The 16,687-nt window shown below is 67.1% G+C and carries 16 protein-coding genes and 1 pseudogene; 9 read left to right on the top strand and 8 right to left on the bottom strand.

The window, feature by feature from the left end; translation table 11 throughout:
• Positions 1-45: 45 nt before the first annotated feature.
• From NT132_RS12885 to NT132_RS12870, 4 genes are all read right to left on the bottom strand, one after another.
• Positions 46-1,020: a glycoside hydrolase family 43 protein gene (locus NT132_RS12885; RefSeq protein ID WP_297789650.1), complete on the bottom strand. Its 975-nt coding sequence runs from the start codon at positions 1,018-1,020 to the stop codon at positions 46-48.
• Positions 1,021-1,091: 71 nt separating this feature from the next.
• Positions 1,092-2,144, bottom strand: coding sequence for an extracellular solute-binding protein (locus NT132_RS12880; RefSeq protein WP_366940413.1), 1,053 nt, complete (start codon positions 2,142-2,144; stop codon positions 1,092-1,094).
• A gap of 348 nt (positions 2,145-2,492) precedes the next feature.
• Positions 2,493-3,371, bottom strand: a complete 879-nt coding sequence (locus tag NT132_RS12875; protein WP_297789648.1) for a carbohydrate ABC transporter permease — start codon at positions 3,369-3,371, stop codon at positions 2,493-2,495.
• Entirely contained in the window at positions 3,368-4,291 is a 924-nt protein-coding gene (locus tag NT132_RS12870; RefSeq protein ID WP_297789645.1) for a carbohydrate ABC transporter permease, read from the bottom strand. The genes NT132_RS12875 and NT132_RS12870 overlap by 4 nt, the downstream gene beginning before the upstream one ends.
• Before the next feature lie 266 nt (positions 4,292-4,557).
• Between NT132_RS12870 and NT132_RS12865 the strand changes: the two genes are divergently transcribed.
• From NT132_RS12865 to NT132_RS12850, 4 genes are all read left to right on the top strand, one after another.
• Positions 4,558-5,589 carry a LacI family DNA-binding transcriptional regulator gene (locus NT132_RS12865; RefSeq protein ID WP_297789642.1) on the top strand — a complete coding sequence of 344 codons (1,032 nt, stop codon included), beginning with the start codon at positions 4,558-4,560 and terminating at the stop codon, positions 5,587-5,589.
• Positions 5,590-5,654: 65 nt separating this feature from the next.
• Complete coding sequence (locus tag NT132_RS12860) at positions 5,655-6,212, top strand: hypothetical protein (protein ID WP_297789639.1); 558 nt, start codon at positions 5,655-5,657, stop codon at positions 6,210-6,212.
• A 112-nt stretch (positions 6,213-6,324) separates the two neighbouring features.
• Positions 6,325-7,335, top strand: coding sequence for a DUF916 domain-containing protein (locus NT132_RS12855; RefSeq protein WP_297789636.1), 1,011 nt, complete (start codon positions 6,325-6,327; stop codon positions 7,333-7,335).
• Positions 7,332-7,634, top strand: a complete 303-nt coding sequence (locus NT132_RS12850) for a hypothetical protein (protein ID WP_297789633.1) — start codon at positions 7,332-7,334, stop codon at positions 7,632-7,634. Before NT132_RS12855 ends, NT132_RS12850 begins: the two co-directional genes overlap by 4 nt.
• Positions 7,635-7,772: 138 nt before the next feature.
• On the opposite strand, the pseudogene NT132_RS12845 reads toward NT132_RS12850, so the two are convergent.
• Positions 7,773-8,120 (bottom strand): annotated as a pseudogene (locus tag NT132_RS12845) (FAD-binding protein); the annotation flags it as partial.
• 350 nt (positions 8,121-8,470) lie between these two features.
• On the opposite strand from NT132_RS12845, the gene NT132_RS12840 reads away from it, so the two are divergent.
• Complete coding sequence (locus NT132_RS12840; RefSeq protein WP_297789630.1) at positions 8,471-9,049, top strand: phosphoribosyltransferase family protein; 579 nt, start codon at positions 8,471-8,473, stop codon at positions 9,047-9,049.
• The gene (locus NT132_RS12835; RefSeq protein ID WP_297789627.1) at positions 9,046-10,338 is read left to right on the top strand and encodes an amidohydrolase family protein; all 1,293 of its coding nucleotides are present in this window, start codon (positions 9,046-9,048) and stop codon (positions 10,336-10,338) included. The genes NT132_RS12840 and NT132_RS12835 overlap by 4 nt, the downstream gene beginning before the upstream one ends.
• A 398-nt stretch (positions 10,339-10,736) precedes the next feature.
• On the opposite strand, the gene NT132_RS12830 is transcribed toward NT132_RS12835, so the two are convergent.
• Genes NT132_RS12830 through NT132_RS12820 form a run of 3 tightly spaced genes read right to left on the bottom strand, consistent with a single transcriptional unit; the run spans position 10,737 to position 12,048 of the window.
• Positions 10,737-11,183 (bottom strand): hypothetical protein, encoded by a 447-nt coding sequence (locus tag NT132_RS12830; protein WP_297789625.1) that lies wholly within the window; start codon positions 11,181-11,183, stop codon positions 10,737-10,739.
• A 15-nt stretch (positions 11,184-11,198) separates the two neighbouring features.
• Positions 11,199-11,603: a VOC family protein gene (locus tag NT132_RS12825; protein WP_297789623.1), complete on the bottom strand. Its 405-nt coding sequence runs from the start codon at positions 11,601-11,603 to the stop codon at positions 11,199-11,201.
• Between the two features lie 10 nt (positions 11,604-11,613).
• On the bottom strand, positions 11,614-12,048 hold the full coding sequence (locus NT132_RS12820) for a helix-turn-helix transcriptional regulator (protein WP_297789621.1): 435 nt from the start codon (positions 12,046-12,048) through the stop codon (positions 11,614-11,616).
• Between the two features lie 132 nt (positions 12,049-12,180).
• Between NT132_RS12820 and NT132_RS12815 the strand changes: the two genes are divergently transcribed.
• The 3 genes from NT132_RS12815 (at position 12,181) to NT132_RS12805 (ending at position 16,613) form a co-directional block, all read left to right on the top strand.
• Positions 12,181-14,676: a circularly permuted type 2 ATP-grasp protein gene (locus NT132_RS12815; RefSeq protein ID WP_297789619.1), complete on the top strand. Its 2,496-nt coding sequence runs from the start codon at positions 12,181-12,183 to the stop codon at positions 14,674-14,676.
• Positions 14,673-15,563, top strand: coding sequence for a transglutaminase family protein (locus NT132_RS12810; protein WP_297789617.1), 891 nt, complete (start codon positions 14,673-14,675; stop codon positions 15,561-15,563). Before NT132_RS12815 ends, NT132_RS12810 begins: the two co-directional genes overlap by 4 nt.
• 63 nt (positions 15,564-15,626) lie before the next feature.
• On the top strand, positions 15,627-16,613 hold the full coding sequence (locus NT132_RS12805; RefSeq protein ID WP_297789615.1) for a putative zinc-binding metallopeptidase: 987 nt from the start codon (positions 15,627-15,629) through the stop codon (positions 16,611-16,613).
• Positions 16,614-16,687 lie beyond the last annotated feature (74 nt).

Genomic DNA, 16,687 nt, shown 5'->3' with positions numbered 1-16,687 from the left:
GTCAAGGTGGGGTGAGGTGGGGGTAGGGGTTGCCGGTGGGCGAAATCACGTCTCGGCGAGAACTGGGGCGGCTGGGCTCAGCGTCGTGCCGCGTCCGCGTGGCCGAAGTAGCGTGGCGCGTTCCCAGGGGGAGTCGTTGGGTTGGTGCAGGGCCAGCATCTGCCGGCCATCGAATGTGGTGAAGAGCATGCCGTGGCCGCCGTCCTGCGACCAGACCGGCTGGTCGTGATGCTGCCAGGGGCCGAGGATGCCGGTGCTGGAGCGTGCTGCGCCAAGGGTGTAGCCAGTATCGCTGAGGCTTGACCACAGCATCACAAGTTCGCCGGTGATGCGGTCGCGGGTCAAGAATGGCCCATCGGTAACGTAACTTCCGGTGCCGGGCACGGGGCGCGTCCACGGCGCTTCCGAGGCGTGGAACAGAACGACGGGTGTGGTCGCGGCCTTCCTTAAGTCGCTGGTCAGTCGCAGCGCCGCGATCGACCCATCACCGATCTGTACCCACTCGTGACAGAACACCAGCCACGGTCTTCCGTGCGGGTCAATGTGCAGCGTGCCGTCTAAGCTCTCCCAATCCTCGGGTGTGACTGGGCCATCGCTCCACGGCAGAAATGGGCCTTCAGGCCGCTCAGCTACGAGTACTTGTGTGCCGCGTGATCGCTCTTCTCCTGCGAAGGTAGCGAACATGAAGTAGCGACCGGAGTGGGCGTGCACTTCCGGTGCCCAGAACTGGGTTGTGCCCCAGAAGTCCGCGGGGGGCCGGAACACGGCTATGGGTCCGGACCAGTCCTCGAGGTTGGTGCTGCGGTAGGCGTCAAAGCCGACCCCCTGGCCGGACCAGGGGTCGGGGTCGGTGGTGCCGTAGAGGAAATAAGAACCCGAGGTCGCGTCAGCCAAGACGTAGGGATCGCGGATGCGGAAGTCGTTCAGTCGCACGGTATCCCTTCCAGATTCGCCGCGCCGCCCCGCGACGGCCCGTCCCCTTCGGCGGGTGCGAATGGCGGACAGGGTGTGGGAATTCATGGTCATAGGGATGGTGAGGCGGCGTGGCCAGCCGCCGGGTATGGCTGGCCACGCCGCTGTCTTCCGGGGGACTATTGGCTAACCGTGAAGCCCTGCTGGTTGCCGTATTCGATGATGGCGTCCTGCCAGGCGATCAGACCCTCGTTCAGGTTGGTCTTGTTCGCCCATGCCTGCCCGGCGGTGTCACCGAAGATGCTGTTGGCATACACCTGGAAGGGCAGGTACGACCAGCCTGGGACGACATCCGCAGCAGCCGCGCCGAGCACCTCGTTGATCTTCTGGCCACCGAAGTAGTCCGACTCGTAGGAGAGGAACTCCGGGTCAGTCAGCTGCGCGTTCGTGGACGGGAACCCGCCCTCGTCCGTGAAGATCTTCAGGCTTTCGTCGCTGTTGTTCAGCCACTTCAGGAATCCTGCCGCCAGTGCAGGGTTCTCAGTCTGAGCGGTCACCGACTGCCCGCCGCCACCGTTTTCCGAGGAGGCAGGCGTACCATCCCAGGTGGGGACGGGGGCGACGCGCCAGTCACCGGCGGCGTCAGGCACGGAGCCTTCCAGCACTCCGGGCATCCACGCGCCGATGACCAGCGATGCAACTCCACCGTCGGCCAGTCCGCGGTACCAGTCATCGCTCCACCCGGGAACGGGGGAGACGAGGTCGTTCTGGGTCAGCTGACTCCAGAAGTCCGCCCAGCGCTTCGTGCCCTCGTCCTGCAGGTTTACGGTCACGTTGGTGCCTTCGGTCTTGAACGGTAGGCCACCGGCCTGCCAGATCGAGGTCATCGTGAAGCCGGCATCACCGGTGTCGCTGGTGATGTATTTCGTCGGGTCGGCGGCGTGCAGCTTCTGCGCCGCGGCAAGGTATTCGTCCCACGTGGTGGGGACCTCGATGCCGTACTGGTCGAAGATAGTCGCGTTGTAGAACAGGGCGGTGGGTCCGGAATCCTGCGGGAGGCCGTAGATCTTGTCGTCGAAGACGACCTGACCCCAGGTGGAGGCGGTGTAGTCGTCCTCGAGGTCCGCGAACCCGTACGGGGTGAGATCCAGCAGCGACTCCGAGAGTGCGTACTGCGGGAGTGCGCCGTACTCGATTTGCACGACATCCGGGGCGCCGGAGCCTGCGGTGATGGCGTTCTGCAGTTTGGTGTACTGGTCGTTGCCGGTGCCGGCGTTGACCAGTTCGTAGCCTGCGGGGTCCAGGACCAGTAGGTGAGCGAGCCACCAGCCTCGAGCGCGGCCTCGACATCGGTGTCTGACCCCGGGGCTGCGGTGTCGCCGCCGCCCCCACCGCCGGAGCAGGCGGCCAGTGTTACGCCGATGACTGCCCCGGTCGCGAGGACCGTGAGTGCGCGCCTGGTGAATGCGGCGCGGCTAGTCGGGTAGTTCATGCTGTGTTTCCTTTCACTTCGTTGTACTCGGAATGTCCGGACGAGTGCCGGTTGAGAGGGTTCGGTGCGCGTCATGCGGTTCCTCTCGTCACTGCTTGACGCTTCCGGCGCTCAGCCCCGACTGCCAGTACCGCTGCAGGAAGAGGAAGGCGACGACAATGGGGACGATCGTGAGCAGCGAGCCCATGATCACCAGGTTGTAGATCGGCTGCGCGGAAACCCCGGTCGCTTGTGCGTTCCATTGGTTCAGGCCAACGGTGAGCGGATACCACTCGGGATTGCTCAGCATGATCAGAGGCAGGAAGTAGTTGTTCCAGGTCGCGACCACGGCGAAGAGTGCGACGGTGACGATGCCGGGTGTGAGCAGGCGCAGGGAAATGGTGAAGAAGGTGCGGATCTCGCCGGCGCCATCCATCCGGGCGGCTTCCAGCAACTCTGTCGGGACGGCATCGATCGCGTAAATCCACACGAGATACATCCCGAACGGACTGATCAGCGACGGGATGATGATCGCCCAGGGCGTGTTGGTCAGGCCGAGCTCGCTGAACATCAGGAACGTCGGCACCGCCAGTGCCGTTCCGGGGATGGCGATCGCGCCCAGAACGATCGCGAAGACAGCGCGACGGCCGGGGAACTTATATTTCGCCATTCCATATCCGGCGAGAGTTGCGAGGGCTGTCGCGCCGCCGGCGCCGATGACCACATACAGCAGGGTGTTGCCGAGCCAGCGGACAAAGATGCCGTCGCGGTAGGTCACGGTTTCGGCAAGGTTCTGGAAGAAGACGAAGTCGTCGGCGAACCACAGTCCAAAACTGTCGAACAGCCCGGCCTGTGTCTTGGTCGAGTTGACGACAAGCCACCACAGTGGCACGAGGGTGTAGATGAGAAACAGGGTCATGACCACCGTGAGGGTGACTGACCGCCGCGGGCGGGTGGGCTTGTTGCGAACGAGGGTGGGGGCGGTCATCGTGTCTCCGCCCGCGATCCGCGCAGCTGCACCACGTAGGCGATCACCGCAGTGATCACACCCATCACAATGGCCACGGTCGCTGAATAGTTGTACTGCTGCCCGGCGAAGGACAAGTTGTAGGCATACATATTGGGGGTGAAGAAGGTGGTGATCACATTCGGAGCGAGCGGCTTGAGGATGTTTGGTTCGTTGAACAGCTGGAAGCTGCCGATGATGGAGAAGATCGTCGCGATCACGATCGCGCCGCGTAGGGAGGGGATCTTGATCGCGGTGATGATCCGGAATTGGCCAGCGCCGTCGATCTCCGCCGCCTCATATAGGTCGACGGGAATCGTGCGCAGGGCGGAGTAGAAGATCAGCATGTTGTAGCCGACGAACTCCCAAGTCACGATGTTTCCGATGGAGGCGAGGATCCAGTCGCGGGCGAACGGGGTGATCAGCTCGAATCCCACGGCATCGTTGATGTTGCCCGCAAGCCCGAAGTTGCCGCCGTAAATGAACCCCCACATCAGTACCGCGACAACGCCGGGTACGGCGTAGGGCAAGAAGATGACGATGCGAAAGAAGCCCGAGCCATGCAGGCGAGCGCTGTCGATCGCCAGTGCCGCCAGCAGAGCCAGGCCCAGCATGATCGGCACCTGGATGACGAGGAACAGCGAGACGTGCCAGAACCCCTCCCAGAACTGTGCGTCACCGAAAACGCGAAGGTAATTCTCGAGCCCAACGAACGCGTTACCGCCTACCAGCTGGTTGCGGAACAGGCTCAAGTAGAGCGCGTAAAGAACGGGTGCGATGAAAACCAGGGCGAAGACCACGAGGAAGGGGCCTACGAAGGTCCATCCTCGCCAGTCTCGCCGTTCTCGGCGCGGCCGGGCGCGGGTCGCCAAGGGCGGCACGGGTGCGATTGTGGTCGTCATTGACGGGGTACCTTTTCGTGTTCCCGGGTCAGAAACCCCGGGGCTGTTTACGCAAACATATGACGGACGTCAAACGATGTCAACGCAAACATTCTGTGGCAATCCCGCCCCGCAATCAAGGTGATGACGATCACCAAAGACTTGGCGGGCAACGGGCGACGTGGGATCGGGGGGGGGGGGGCAACGAGCCAAAACCGCGGGTGAAACGGTGAAAAACGCAGGGTCTCGCGTATGATGTCAACGCAAACATCCAAGAATGTGGAGCGATGATGCTGAACCAAACTGTAGAGGTCGCCCCACGGCGTGAGCCGTCCATCATGGACGTGGCCCGCGAGGCTGGCGTGTCTGCGCAGACAGTTTCCCGAGTGGCCACGGGCAAGAACGTTGTCCGGCCGCAGACTCGCGAGAAAGTCGTCGAGGCGATGCACCGTCTGGGGTATCGTCCGAACGGCGCTGCTCGCGCTCTGAAGTCTGGCCGGTATCGAAATATCGGCGTGATCATGTTCTCGTTGTCCTCGTACGGCAACATGCGCACTCTGGAGGCGATCGCGGGGGAGGCGGCTCGGGTTGGATACGCGCTGACATTGATCCCGCTCGGCGCGGCCAGCCAGTCGAGAGTCTCCGGGGCGTTTGCGCGATTGAGCGAGCAGGCTGTCGACGGAATCGTGATTCTGATCGAAGCGCACCAGTTGAACGAGTCAGACATCGAGCTTCCGCAGGGGCTGCCGGTCGTCGTCGTCGACTCCAACGCCCAGTACGATCAGCCGGTCGTGGACACCGACCAGGCGCAAGGTGCTCGTCTGGCCACGGAGCATTTACTTGACATGGGACACCGAACGGTGTGGCACGTCGCCGGCCCTGACGAGTCCTTTTCTGCACAGCGGCGACGTGAGTCCTGGAAAGCGACGCTGCACAGCCGCGGCGCTGCGGCGCCCGAGGCGCTGGTCGGCGATTGGTCCGCGAACTCCGGCAGGGCGGCGGGCCGCGAGCTCGCGCTGCGTGAAGAAGTGACGGCCGTCTTTGCGGCGAACGATCAGATGGCGCTGGGCGTGATGCACGCCATTCACGAAGCGGGCCTGCGTATCCCCGAGGACATTAGCGTGGTTGGGTTCGACGACACGCCCGAGTCCGCGAGCTTTTGGCCGGCCCTCACAACCATCCGTCAGCATTTCGACCAGGTCGGTGTGGCGGCGCTGCAGGCGCTTGTCGCCGCGATCGAGGACCAGCCCCGGGAACGCGGTGATCTTGTTCCCACGGAGCTAATCGTTCGACGCAGCACCGCCGCACCCTCCCGCTAACTCCCTCTAGACAGACTCGCCGTCAACGGCTGCCGTCAGTGCTTGGCGGGATTCTGCTGACGGGCGTGGCCGGCGCCGCGTTCGCAGAAGACATCGTGGGTGATCCGGATGATGTTGATGTGAATGTGACGATCGAGGAGATCACTGAGCCCGGGGTGCTGGCGATGACGGTCGGCGGGGACTCTGTGTCCCTCGCGGAGAGCGCGTCCGCGGACCCTGGGGTGCGGGAGTTCCACGGTGAACTGCCCACGGTGACGGTGACGGATACTCGGACGGCGGAGGAGATTCCTGACGGGGCGTACTGGTATGTGATCGGGACGGCGACTGATTTCGTCGGCGACTCCGGTCAGGACCCCATCAGTGCGGGGCATTTGGGTTGGAGCCCTGAGGTGGAGGATCCGGAAGGCACCGGTGTGGTCGCTCCGGGTGACACTGTGGATACGGTGCTGGATTCCCCGCCGAACAATGTTGGCCTGGTCGGGCAGGAGCTGCTCGCGATGGCATCGACCTCGGAGGAGGCGATCGGGTCGTGGAACGCGACGGCGGATCTGCTGCTGAAGGTCCCGTCGACCGTGGCACCCGGTGGTTACGCCTCGACCTTGACCCTGTCGCTGTTTGAGTAAACGATCGGACCTGGGGCCGGCCGACGCCGGCTCCAGGTCCCTCGTTGGAGTAGTTCCATTGTCTTCACAGGCCCTGAACGGACGAACGTCCACGATCAGCGCAGCAATCGGTGTGCTTGTTCTGCTCGTCGTACTAGTGCTGCAGCCGGCACCCGCGGCGTTCGCCGAGGATACGTCCGACATTACGTGGTCAGTGCGACCTGCAAACCAGTCCGGGCCAGACGGACGATCCTGGGTCGAGCTCGCCCTCGACCCAGGGGATCAAACCACCGACTACATTGCGGTGAAGAACTTCAGCGACGAGGCGGTGGCTTTCAAGATCGATGCGGCTGACGGGTACTTCACCGATGCCGGCCGCTTCGACATGTTGCCCCCAGGGGAGCCCTCCACGGGGGCTGGAACATGGATCACCGTCCAGGACACCGTCACGGTCGAACCGGCGGCGACCGCAATAGTCCCGTTCGTGGTCCGCGTTCCCGAAAATGCAGAACCTGGCGACCATGCGGCTGGTGTCGCTGTTTCTATTCGTAGCGAGATCCTGGACGAGGACGGCGCCCGGATAGGGATGGAAAGCAGAGTCGGCTTTCGTGTGATGACCCGAGTCACCGGCATGATCGACCCTGCGGTGGAGCTAGCTGTTCTCGATGCCCAGTATTCGTTGTCCTGGAATCCCTTTAGCCCGGGCCAAGCCAGCGTTACCTTCGAGGCACGCAATTCCGGCAACGCCCGCCTGCTCTTGCACGGTACCGTCGACGCTGCTGCCCGAAGCACGTCTTTTCCTGGGGAATCAGAACCGGAGCAAGAGTTACTCCCTGGTGAATCACGGACGCTGACGGTCACGGTCGAGCAGGCGTGGCCGTTGTTTCTGATTACCGGTGAGATCGAACTGACCCCGGCGGTCGTCGCACTCGACGGGTCAGCGCTAAGCATGGACCCCACCGTCGAACCGATCCTGATCTGGGCGATTCCTTGGCCCCAACTAATGGTGTGCGGCGGTGTGCTTCTCCTTATTCTCGGACTGGTCTGGGGTCGAACCCAGTCCCGCCGTAAGACGGCAAAGCTGGTATCGCTCGCACGCGAAGAAGGCCGACGAGCTGCGCTTCACGACGAAGGGGGCGCATGATCTCGTTCACCAACGACTGGGCCCAGAGCCTTCCCCTGACGCTGGACTCATCCGATGCGGACCTCATAACCGGTGACACCGATGGTTCTGATCATGCGCCGGACAACCAGATTCAGATCAACGTGCTCATCACCGAGTCCACATGCCCACCTAACTGCGATCAACTCGCTTCCACAGGATTCGCGGGGTTTTCGGACCTCGGCGGTGTCGCACTAGCAATCACCATTGCTGGCGCGCTCCTCATCGCAGTGACGAAGGCACACCGCGCTAATCGGTCCGAGCACATGCGGGATCAGTAGATAAAAGCCTGACGTGCAATTCGCGGTTAAATGCGACGGACGCGAGCCCTGCAAGTTGCCGCCAGAGTGAACGCAGGCCTTGATCGCCTTGTAACCGTACTGTAGGGCCGCGCTGTCTACGACTGACACCATCCCTTAGTGCGCTGTCGGCATGACCGGCACCGGCTCGACGACAGGATCCACGCCGAGATAGGTGCGGGCGAACTCGGTGATGTCGGGAAGCTTCGTCTCGAGCACCTCCGCGCCGAGGTGCGTGCAGGCCAGCAGAACGTAGTCGCGGTGCGGGCCAGCTCCGCGACCCTCTGCGACTTCTTGCTGCATGCACCGGCTGACGATGTCGCGCGTCGCCAGGTCTCTGATGGTGAGGGCGTAGCGCTCCATGAAGCGCTCACCCCACACGTTGCGCAGGATCGCGCCGTCGCCGCGGGCGCCCTCGGTGAGCAGGATGCCGAGGGTCGCGAGGCTCGTGGAATGGAACTGGAAGAACCCTCCACACGCTTCCGCACGAGGGGTCTACCTCTTCGTCGTCGTCGAATTCGTCCGCGTACTCCTCTTCGTCAGGGTCACTGAAAACCCAGTCGATCTCCCGGACGCTAGGGGCGTCGAGTGCCACGACAGCTTCGGTGATCTCATCCTTGTTCACGCTCCGATCGCATAGTGAGGTAGTCCGGAGGGCTGCGGGTCGGTCTACTGCTGACACGTTGCGTGGCAAGCGAGCAGTTGCGCCTCGTTCCGGGAACCGCCGAATTGCGGCCGAACGAACTCCGACACCGCGACAAAGTGCGTGGCATCGAACAGTAACCCGCGCGTCATGCGGGAACCGTAAGGTCGCGGACATGAGCACCGAAGCCGTCTACGTCGCCCAGGTCGGCAGTCAGCAGATCACCCTGCCGATCGTCGCCGTCTCGGACGACCTGTCGATCGCCCTCATGATCGTCATCGACCACGGGATCCGTTTCGTCGACACGGCCGGCGCGGAGCTCGCCGCGCACTTCGCCGACGCGGAGATCGATGTCGTCGTGGCGCCCGCGACGCTCGGCATCCCGATCGCAATCGCGGTCAGTCGAGCCCTCGGGCTGGACGACTACCTCATCCTGCAGAAGTCACGGAAGGTGCACCTGGGCGACGCGCTCGAGGCGCCCGTGCACGCCATCACGAGCACCCAGGGCTCGGCGCTCCTCCTCGACCGCGCGCGGCTTCCTGCCGTGTCAGGCAAGCGCGTGCTCTTCGTCGACGACGTCATCTCCACCGGGTCCTCCGTCGCCGCGGCGCTCGCCCTGCTCGAATCCGCCGGCGCCGAGATCGTCGGCGTCGGCACGTTCCTTGCCGAGGGCGAGGGATGGCCAGACGTACTGGAGCCCTACCAGGACCGGCTCGTCGCGCTCGGCCGCATCCCCCTCTTCCCCACCACATGACCCCCGACCTCGTCATCGATGACGCGGTCATCATGACGATGGATGCCGGTCGTGCGGTCATCCACGGGTGGGTGGCCGTCACTGCCGGGGTGATCACCGGCATCGGCGAGGGGCTTGCACCGGATGCGGCGGAGCGCGTCGACGCACACGGCGGCATTCTGCATCCCGGATACGTCAGCGTGCACCAGCACTCCATGGACGCCCTCGGGCGCGCCGGTCACGGCGACGCACAGGAGTTCTTCGGCTGGCTTTTCGGCACGTACTACGGCGGGGTCCTCGGGTATCAGGCGGGGGATGCGGCGCGCGCGGCGTCGCTGACCGCCGCCGATCTCGCGCGGGCCGGCGTGACCACCGTGCTCGACTGCTGGGGCGTCGGCGATGCCGGTAGCCCGCGCGCCCGGGCCTGCCTCGCCGCGACCGTGGACGTCGCCGTGGCGAGCGGGCTGCGGTGGATCGTCGCACCGATGGTGTCGGACCGGCTGCCGGACGCGTGGGAGCCGATGCTCGCCGCGGCGCCCGCCCCGTTCCGCGCCGACGCTCTCATCGCTCCGACGGCTGCGGCACTCGCCTTCGCGGCCCAGTCGCTGACCCTGGCTCGCGGACGGGTCGAGGTCTGGACGAGCACGGAGCTGCCGGAGATGGCGACCGATGCCCTGCTGCGCGGGCTTGCGGAGCTCGCTGACCGCGCCGGCACCGGGATCACCACGCACCTCTGCGCCTCCGAGCCGGGAGCGGTGGATGTCACGGGCGAGCGCGCCGTGGCGCGCCTTGCGCGGCTCGGAATGCTGCGAGCGGGAACGGTCGCCGCCCACCTCACGCACACGGATGCGGCCGACCGCCGCATCCTGGCCGCCTCCGGGGTGGGCGCGGGGCACTGTGCGAGCTCGACCATGTTCGGCGGGGGAGGACGGAGCCCGCTCGGGGAACTCGTCGCGGCGGGTGTGGCGGTGGGGCTGGGTCTCGACAACGCCACCCTGAACACGACCGCGGACATGGTGGGCGAGATGCGGCACGCGGTGATGTTCGACCGTGCCGCCGGTTCCGGTCCGGTGCGGGCGACGGCCGCCGACTTGTTCGCCCACGCCACGATCGAGGGTGCGCGTGCACTGGGCATGGCCGGGCGGATCGGATCGATCGAGCTGGGGAAGCGCGCCGACCTGGTGCTCCTTGACACCGCCGGGTCGCACTGGGAACCGCGTCGGGATCCGGCGACGGCGATCGTGCTGCAATCGCGGGCCGACGACATCCGTGCGGTGTGGGTCGACGGGGAGCCGGTCTACGCCCGCTGACCGCGGCGGCGACGACCACCGCATCCGCTGTCACCCCGCACCATGTCCCCATTTCTGCCGCTCTGGCGCCCCCATAACGACACAAAGTGGGACATGTTCTGCGGATAGGGGGACATGCCCGGCGCACACAGAGGCGGCGAGGACCGGACGCAGTGAGGGCCGGTCGGAGAGGCTTCCGACCGGCCCTTTACCCTGCACCAAGAGTGTCCTGCAATCACATGTCGGTAGCTGCCACAGCAAAACAACTACCGTTCCTGAACTGTATAACGGCGGGGTAACGAAGGGATAGATCCGCGCGTTATGTGTTTGTTATTTCTTTCTCATGTTCCGGATGCGTCGTCTGCTGTGGTGCAGCCGACAGGCCCCCGGAACGATGGTGCCACGCGTCGCGGAGCGCGCTAGCCGACGGCCTTGCGGACGAGGTCGGTGATGGTCTGTGCGACGGTGTCGTTCCATTCTGTCAGTGCGAACGAGGTGGGCCACATCGCGCCGTCGTCGAGCGTCGCCACGTCCTGGAACCCGAGCGTGGCGTAGCGCGCCTTGAACTTCGCCGCATCCTGGAAGAACACCAGCGTCTTGCCGTCCTTTGCGTACGCGGGCATGCCGTACCAGGTACGCGGGGCGAGGCTCGGGTCGGCCGCCATCACCGTGTCGTGCACGTGCTGAGCGAGGGAGCGGTCGGGTTCGGGCATCGCGGCAATCTTCTCCGCGACGTCGGCGGCGTCGGCCGCTGCCTTGTCGGCCTTGCCCGCGCGGGCCTTCGCCTTCCGGGCCTCGGCGGCGGCCTCCTTCATGGCGGCTTTCTCTTCGGCGGTGAATGCGCCGGAATCCGTGGTGGCGGTCATGTCCGTTCCTTCCTGTCAGCGCTGCTGGATGCGAATGAGGTTGCCGGCGGGGTCGCGGATCGCGCAGTCCCGCAGGCCGTAGTCCTGGTCGATCGGTTCCTGCACGATCTCGGCGCCGGCGTCGACGAGCGTCGCGAACAGGGCGTCGAGGTCGTCGACCGCGAGGTTCACCCCGAATAGGCTCCCCTTCGCGATGATCTCCGCCACGGTGTCCTTCTCCGCATCCGTCAGCCCGGGAGACGCGCTCGGCGGGTACAGCACGATGGCGGTGTTCTGGCCGGCGGGGCCGACGGTGATCCAGCGCAGATCGCCGTAGCCGACGTCCAGACGCACCTCGAAGCCGAGGACGTCGCGGTAGAACGCCAGCGATGCGTCGGGATCTGTCTGCGGAAGAAGGCTCGAGTGAATGGTGATGTCCATGCCGCTCACGCTAGTCACGCCCGGCGGCGGCCGCTTCTCGATTCCTGACCGGTCTCGACACCTGTCGCACGATGCACGGCAGCATGTCGGTGGAGGGGTGCGCGCCGCGCTCGCGGTACACGCTCGGGGGCACGCCGACCAGCTCGGTGAACCGGGTGGAGAAGGTGCCGAGCGACCCGCATCCGACCGCGTGGCAGATGTCGGTGACGCTGGCGTCGGTCGCGCGCAGCAGCGTCATTGCCCGCTCCACCCGACGGGTCATGAGGTACGAGTACGGCGATTCCCCGAACACCAGCTTGAACCGGCGGCTCAGGTGGCCGGCCGACATGTGCACCCCGGCGGCGAGGTCTTCCACGTTCAGCGGCTGGGCGTGATCGCGGTCGATCCGGTCGCGCACCCGACGCAGCAGCGCCAGGTCGCGCAGGCGTGCGGCGTCGACGGTCATCCGTCGATCGTCGCATGGCTGGGGTCGGATCGACAGTGCGGATCCCTTCGCGGTGCCGTCACCGTGACAGAGTGGTTCCGTGCCGCTGACATCGACCACGTGCCCCGGTGACGACGAGGGAGTCGTGTCCGCGTGAGAGTGCTGCGAGAGTACGCCGCATCGCTGGCGTCCCCGACCCTGCCGCTGCCCGGTATCGCCGCGCCGCGGTACGACGAGGTCGTCGACGCCGACGGTGCCCTCCGCCCATCGTGGAAGTCGATGGCAGCCTCCGCCTACGACCTCACCACCGACGAACTGCGCCGGATCGACGTCGAGATCGCGACGCTGCTTTCCGACGACGGCGTCACGTACGAGCATCCGGATGCGGGCAGCGTGCCGTGGGGGCTCGACCCGGTGCCGCTGGTGCTCGATGCCGCCACCTGGTCGCGGCTCGATGTCGGTCTCGCGCAGCGCGCCGAACTGCTGAGCGCCCTGCTCGAGGACCTCTACGACCAGCAGCGGGTGCTCGCCGACGGCATCGTGCCGGCGGCTGCCGTGTTCGGGCACAGCGGGTTCGTGCGTCCGCTGGTGCGCGCCGGCTCCGCCGCCACGCACAAGCTCGTGCTCTCCGGCGCCGACCTCGGCCGGGACGCCGCGGGCGAGTGGCGGGTGCTCGCCGACCGGGTGCAGGCGCCGTCCGGGCTCGGCTTCGCGATGGAGAACCGGCGGGTCATCTCGCGGGTGCTGCCCGACCTGTACCAGGAGGCGGGCCTGCACCGGATGGAGCCGTACTTCGCGGCCGTGCGTGCTTCGCTGCTGCAGGCGGCGCCCGCCGGGGTGAGCGACCCGCGGGTCGTCGTGCTCTCCCCGGGCACCCATTCCGAGACCGCGTACGACCAGGCCTTCCTCGCGAACGTCCTCGGCTTCCCGCTCGTGCAGGGCGGCGACCTCGTGCTGCGCGAGGGCACGGTGTGGATGAAGCCGTCCGGGTTCCCGCGTCGCGCGCCGGTGGAGCGGGTCGATGTGATCCTCCGCCGCGTCGACGCGGAGTGGTGCGACCCGCTCGAACTCCGCGCCGGTTCGCAGCTCGGGCTCCCTGGCCTGGTCGAGGCAGTGCGCCGCGGTACCGTCACCGTCGTCAACGGACTCGGCGCCGGCGTGCTGGAGAACCCCGCGCTCCTGCCCTTCCTTCCCGCGCTCTGCGAACGACTCCTCGGTGAACAGCTGCGGCTGCCGTCGGTGCCCACCTGGTGGGGTGGTGAGCCCGAAGGTCTGGAGCGCATCCTCGACGCGATCGGCGGCGACGACCTCAGCATCCGTCGGATCGACGGCCGGACCGCCGCGCTCGCCGCCCTCCCGGCCGATGAGGTGCGCGGCCGCATCCTCGCGGAGCCCTACCGCTACGTCGGTCGCGAACTGCTGCCGCTGTCGCAGGCACCGGCCTGGGCGGGCGGAAAGGGGACGGTCCCGCGCCAGGTCACCCTGCGCACGTTCACGGTTTACGACGGCTCGGTCTACCGTCCGCTCATCGGAGGGCTCGCGACCCTCGCCGACGCCGGCGGCCTCGCGCCGGTCACGAAGGACGTGTGGGTGCTCAAGGGTGCCCCGGACGATCGGGACCAGGGGCTAGCGGACCTCGCCACCCCCGCCCTCTCCCGCAGCACTCCGGCCATCGGCCCCCGCGCGCTCGAGGACATGTTCTGGGCCGGCCGGTACGCGGAGCGCGCCGAAGACCTGCTGCGCCTCGTCATCACGACCCAGGCGTACGCCGAGCAGTTGGAGGACGCCTCCACCACCTCCGGCGGGCGCGCGCTCGGCGCCCTCCACCGCGCGACGACCCTGCTGTGCGGGCGCCGGCACACCCGGTCGGCGGACGAGCTGCGGTCGCTGCTGCTGGATGCGGACCGGGCCGGCTCCGCCGCGCACTCGTTCGAGCGGCTCCGCGATGCGCTGGAGGGTGTTCGCGACCAGCTGTCCAACGACACCTGGCGGGTCTTCGGGGCGGTGGAGCGGTCGGCCGCTGCTCTGCGGCTCGCGCGGCATCCGCAGGGGATCCCGGATGCGGCCGGACGCATGCTCACCGGGGTGCTCTCGCTGCAGGGGGTGACGGCGAACATGATCCAGGACTCCGGCTGGCACATGATCGAGCTCGGCCGCTATCTCGAGCGGGCCCTGCAGGTGGCGCTCCTCCTGCAGGGGACCGTGACCTCCGCGCGCGGCGCCGACGCCGAACGGGCCGTCCTCGAGGCGACCCTCATGGCCGCGGAGAGCTCGGTCACCCATCGCCGCCGCCACCGCGGGGACGCGCGCATGGCGGGAGCGCTGGAACTGCTGCTGACGGATGCCGCGAACCCGCGGTCCGTCGCGTTCGCGCTCGAGCGGGTGACTGCTCACCTCGACGCCCTGCCGTCGTCGACCGGGTCGACCCGGCCGGAGCGGCTCGTCGAAGACCTCCTCGAGATGCTCCGCGACGTCAGCGTCGCCGACCTGACGGTGGAGGCCGACGGGGTGCGGCCCGCGCTCGCCGCCTTCCTCGACGATCTCATCGAGCAGGGTCAGCGCCTCTCGGACGCCATCCTGCAGGTGCACGTCGAGAGCGGCCCACCCGCGCAGTCGTTGACGCTGCTCGAGGAAGAGGCCGCGTCGTGAGGTACCGCGTCACCCACCGCACCGAGTACACGTACGACACCGAGGTCGGCAGCAGCTTCGGCATCGCCCACCTGTCGCCGCGGACGCTGCCGTGGCAGCGGGCGAGCGACCACACGCTCACGATCGATCCGGCGCCCGGCGACAGCGGCCGCCACACCGACGCCTTCGGCAACGCCACCACGTACTTCCACGTCACCGAGCCGCACCAGCGCCTGACGATCGACGCCGCGACCGAGGTGGACGTCACCCCACCGGTCTACGACGCGGACGCGCTCGCCGAACCCTGGGAACGCGCCCGACCGCTCGTGCACCCCGACACCCCGGGCGCGTGGGCGGCCACCGAGTTCGCCCTCGCCTCGCCCAAGGTGCTGCAGGTGCCCGAGGCGACCGCGTATGCCGCCGCATCCCTGGTGCCCGGCCGCCCCATCGGCGAGGCCGTGACCGACCTGATGCACCGCATCAAGACGGACTTCCAGTACGACAGCACCGCCACCACCGTGACGAGCACGGTCCCCGATGTGCTCGCGGCCCGCGCCGGCGTCTGCCAGGACTTCGCCCACCTCGCCCTCGCGTGCCTGCGCGGTCACGGCGTCGCGGCCCGCTACATCAGCGGGTACCTCGCGACGCAGCCGCCGCCCGGCAAGGAGCGCATCGTCGGAGCCGACGCCTCGCACGCGTGGGTCGCGGTGTGGCTTCCCGCATCCGACCAGTGGCTCGCCTTCGACCCGACGAACGACCAGTGGATCGCCGACCGTCACGTCACGGTCGCCTGGGGTCGCGACTACGGTGATGTGCCGCCGGTCAAGGGCGTCATCTTCACCGAGGCGAAGCGGTCGACGCTGACCGTCTCGGTCGACGTCGCGCCGCTGGAGTCCTACGCCCGCTGACGCGGGGCGTTCGCGGGTGCAACCCCGCATCACGGGCGCGGCGGGTGTGCCAGGCTACGGAGCGTGAAGGCCTACCGATGCCGCGTCTGCGGGAACGCGCTCTACTTCGAGAACTCCGTCTGCCTGTCCTGCGGGACTTTCCTCGGCTACTCGCGCGAGGAGGCCGCGATCGTTCCGGTGGATTCCGCCGGACGCTACGTCGACGCCACCGGGCGGTCGTGGACGGTGTGCCGGAATCTCAACCTGTCCGGTTGCACGTGGCTCGCCGCCGTCGATGGCGGGCAGTGCGCCAGCTGTGACCTCACCCGCACCCGCCCGAACGATGCGGACGCGACCGGGCTGACCCAGTACATCGTCGCGGAACGGGCGAAACGACACCTCGTCGCGGAACTCGACCGGCTCGGCTTCCGCATCGTGGACAAGCGCGAGGACCCGGAGTACGGTCTCGCGTTCGATCTGCTGTCGAGCGTGGCCGAGGACGTCGTCATCGGCCACGACGCCGGTGTCATCACGATCGACCTCGCCGAGAGCGACGACGCGTATCGCGAGCGGATGCGGACGCAGCTCGACGAGCCGTACCGCACCATGCTCGGGCACTTCCGGCACGAGGTCGGGCACTACATGGAGTGGCGGCTGGTCGAGGACACCGACCGGATAGAGCCGGCCCGTGCCCTGTTCGGCGACGAACGCGCCGACTATCAGGCCGCGATCGACCGGCACTACGCCGAGGGAGCCCCGGCCGGCTGGCAGGACTCGTACATCTCCACATACGCGACCATGCACCCGTACGAGGACTTCGCCGAGACCTGGGCGCACTACCTGCACATCTGCGACGCCGTCGAGACGGCCGGGGAGTACGGTTTGCACGAACCGGTGGACCTCGACGGGTTCCGGCGGTTCCGTGACCTCGTCACCCAGGTGTGGCTGCCGTTGTCGACGGCGCTGAACATGGTGGAGCGGTCGATGGGCAAGAACGACCTGTACCCCTTCGTCATCCCCGCGCCGGTGCTCGACAAGCTCGACTTCGTGGCTTCCCTCCGCCCCGCCTGAGCCGCATCCGTTGGCCTGACGCGCGAGGAGGCACTCGTGGCGGCCCTCCCGGGGTGGGAGGCGACCACGAGTGC

The organism is Microbacterium sp. (genome assembly GCF_026393345.1).
Taxonomy (GTDB): domain Bacteria; phylum Actinomycetota; class Actinomycetes; order Actinomycetales; family Microbacteriaceae; genus Microbacterium.
The sequence above is the reverse complement of the archived record's forward strand: the minus strand, read 5'-3'. Positions and strand labels throughout refer to the sequence as shown.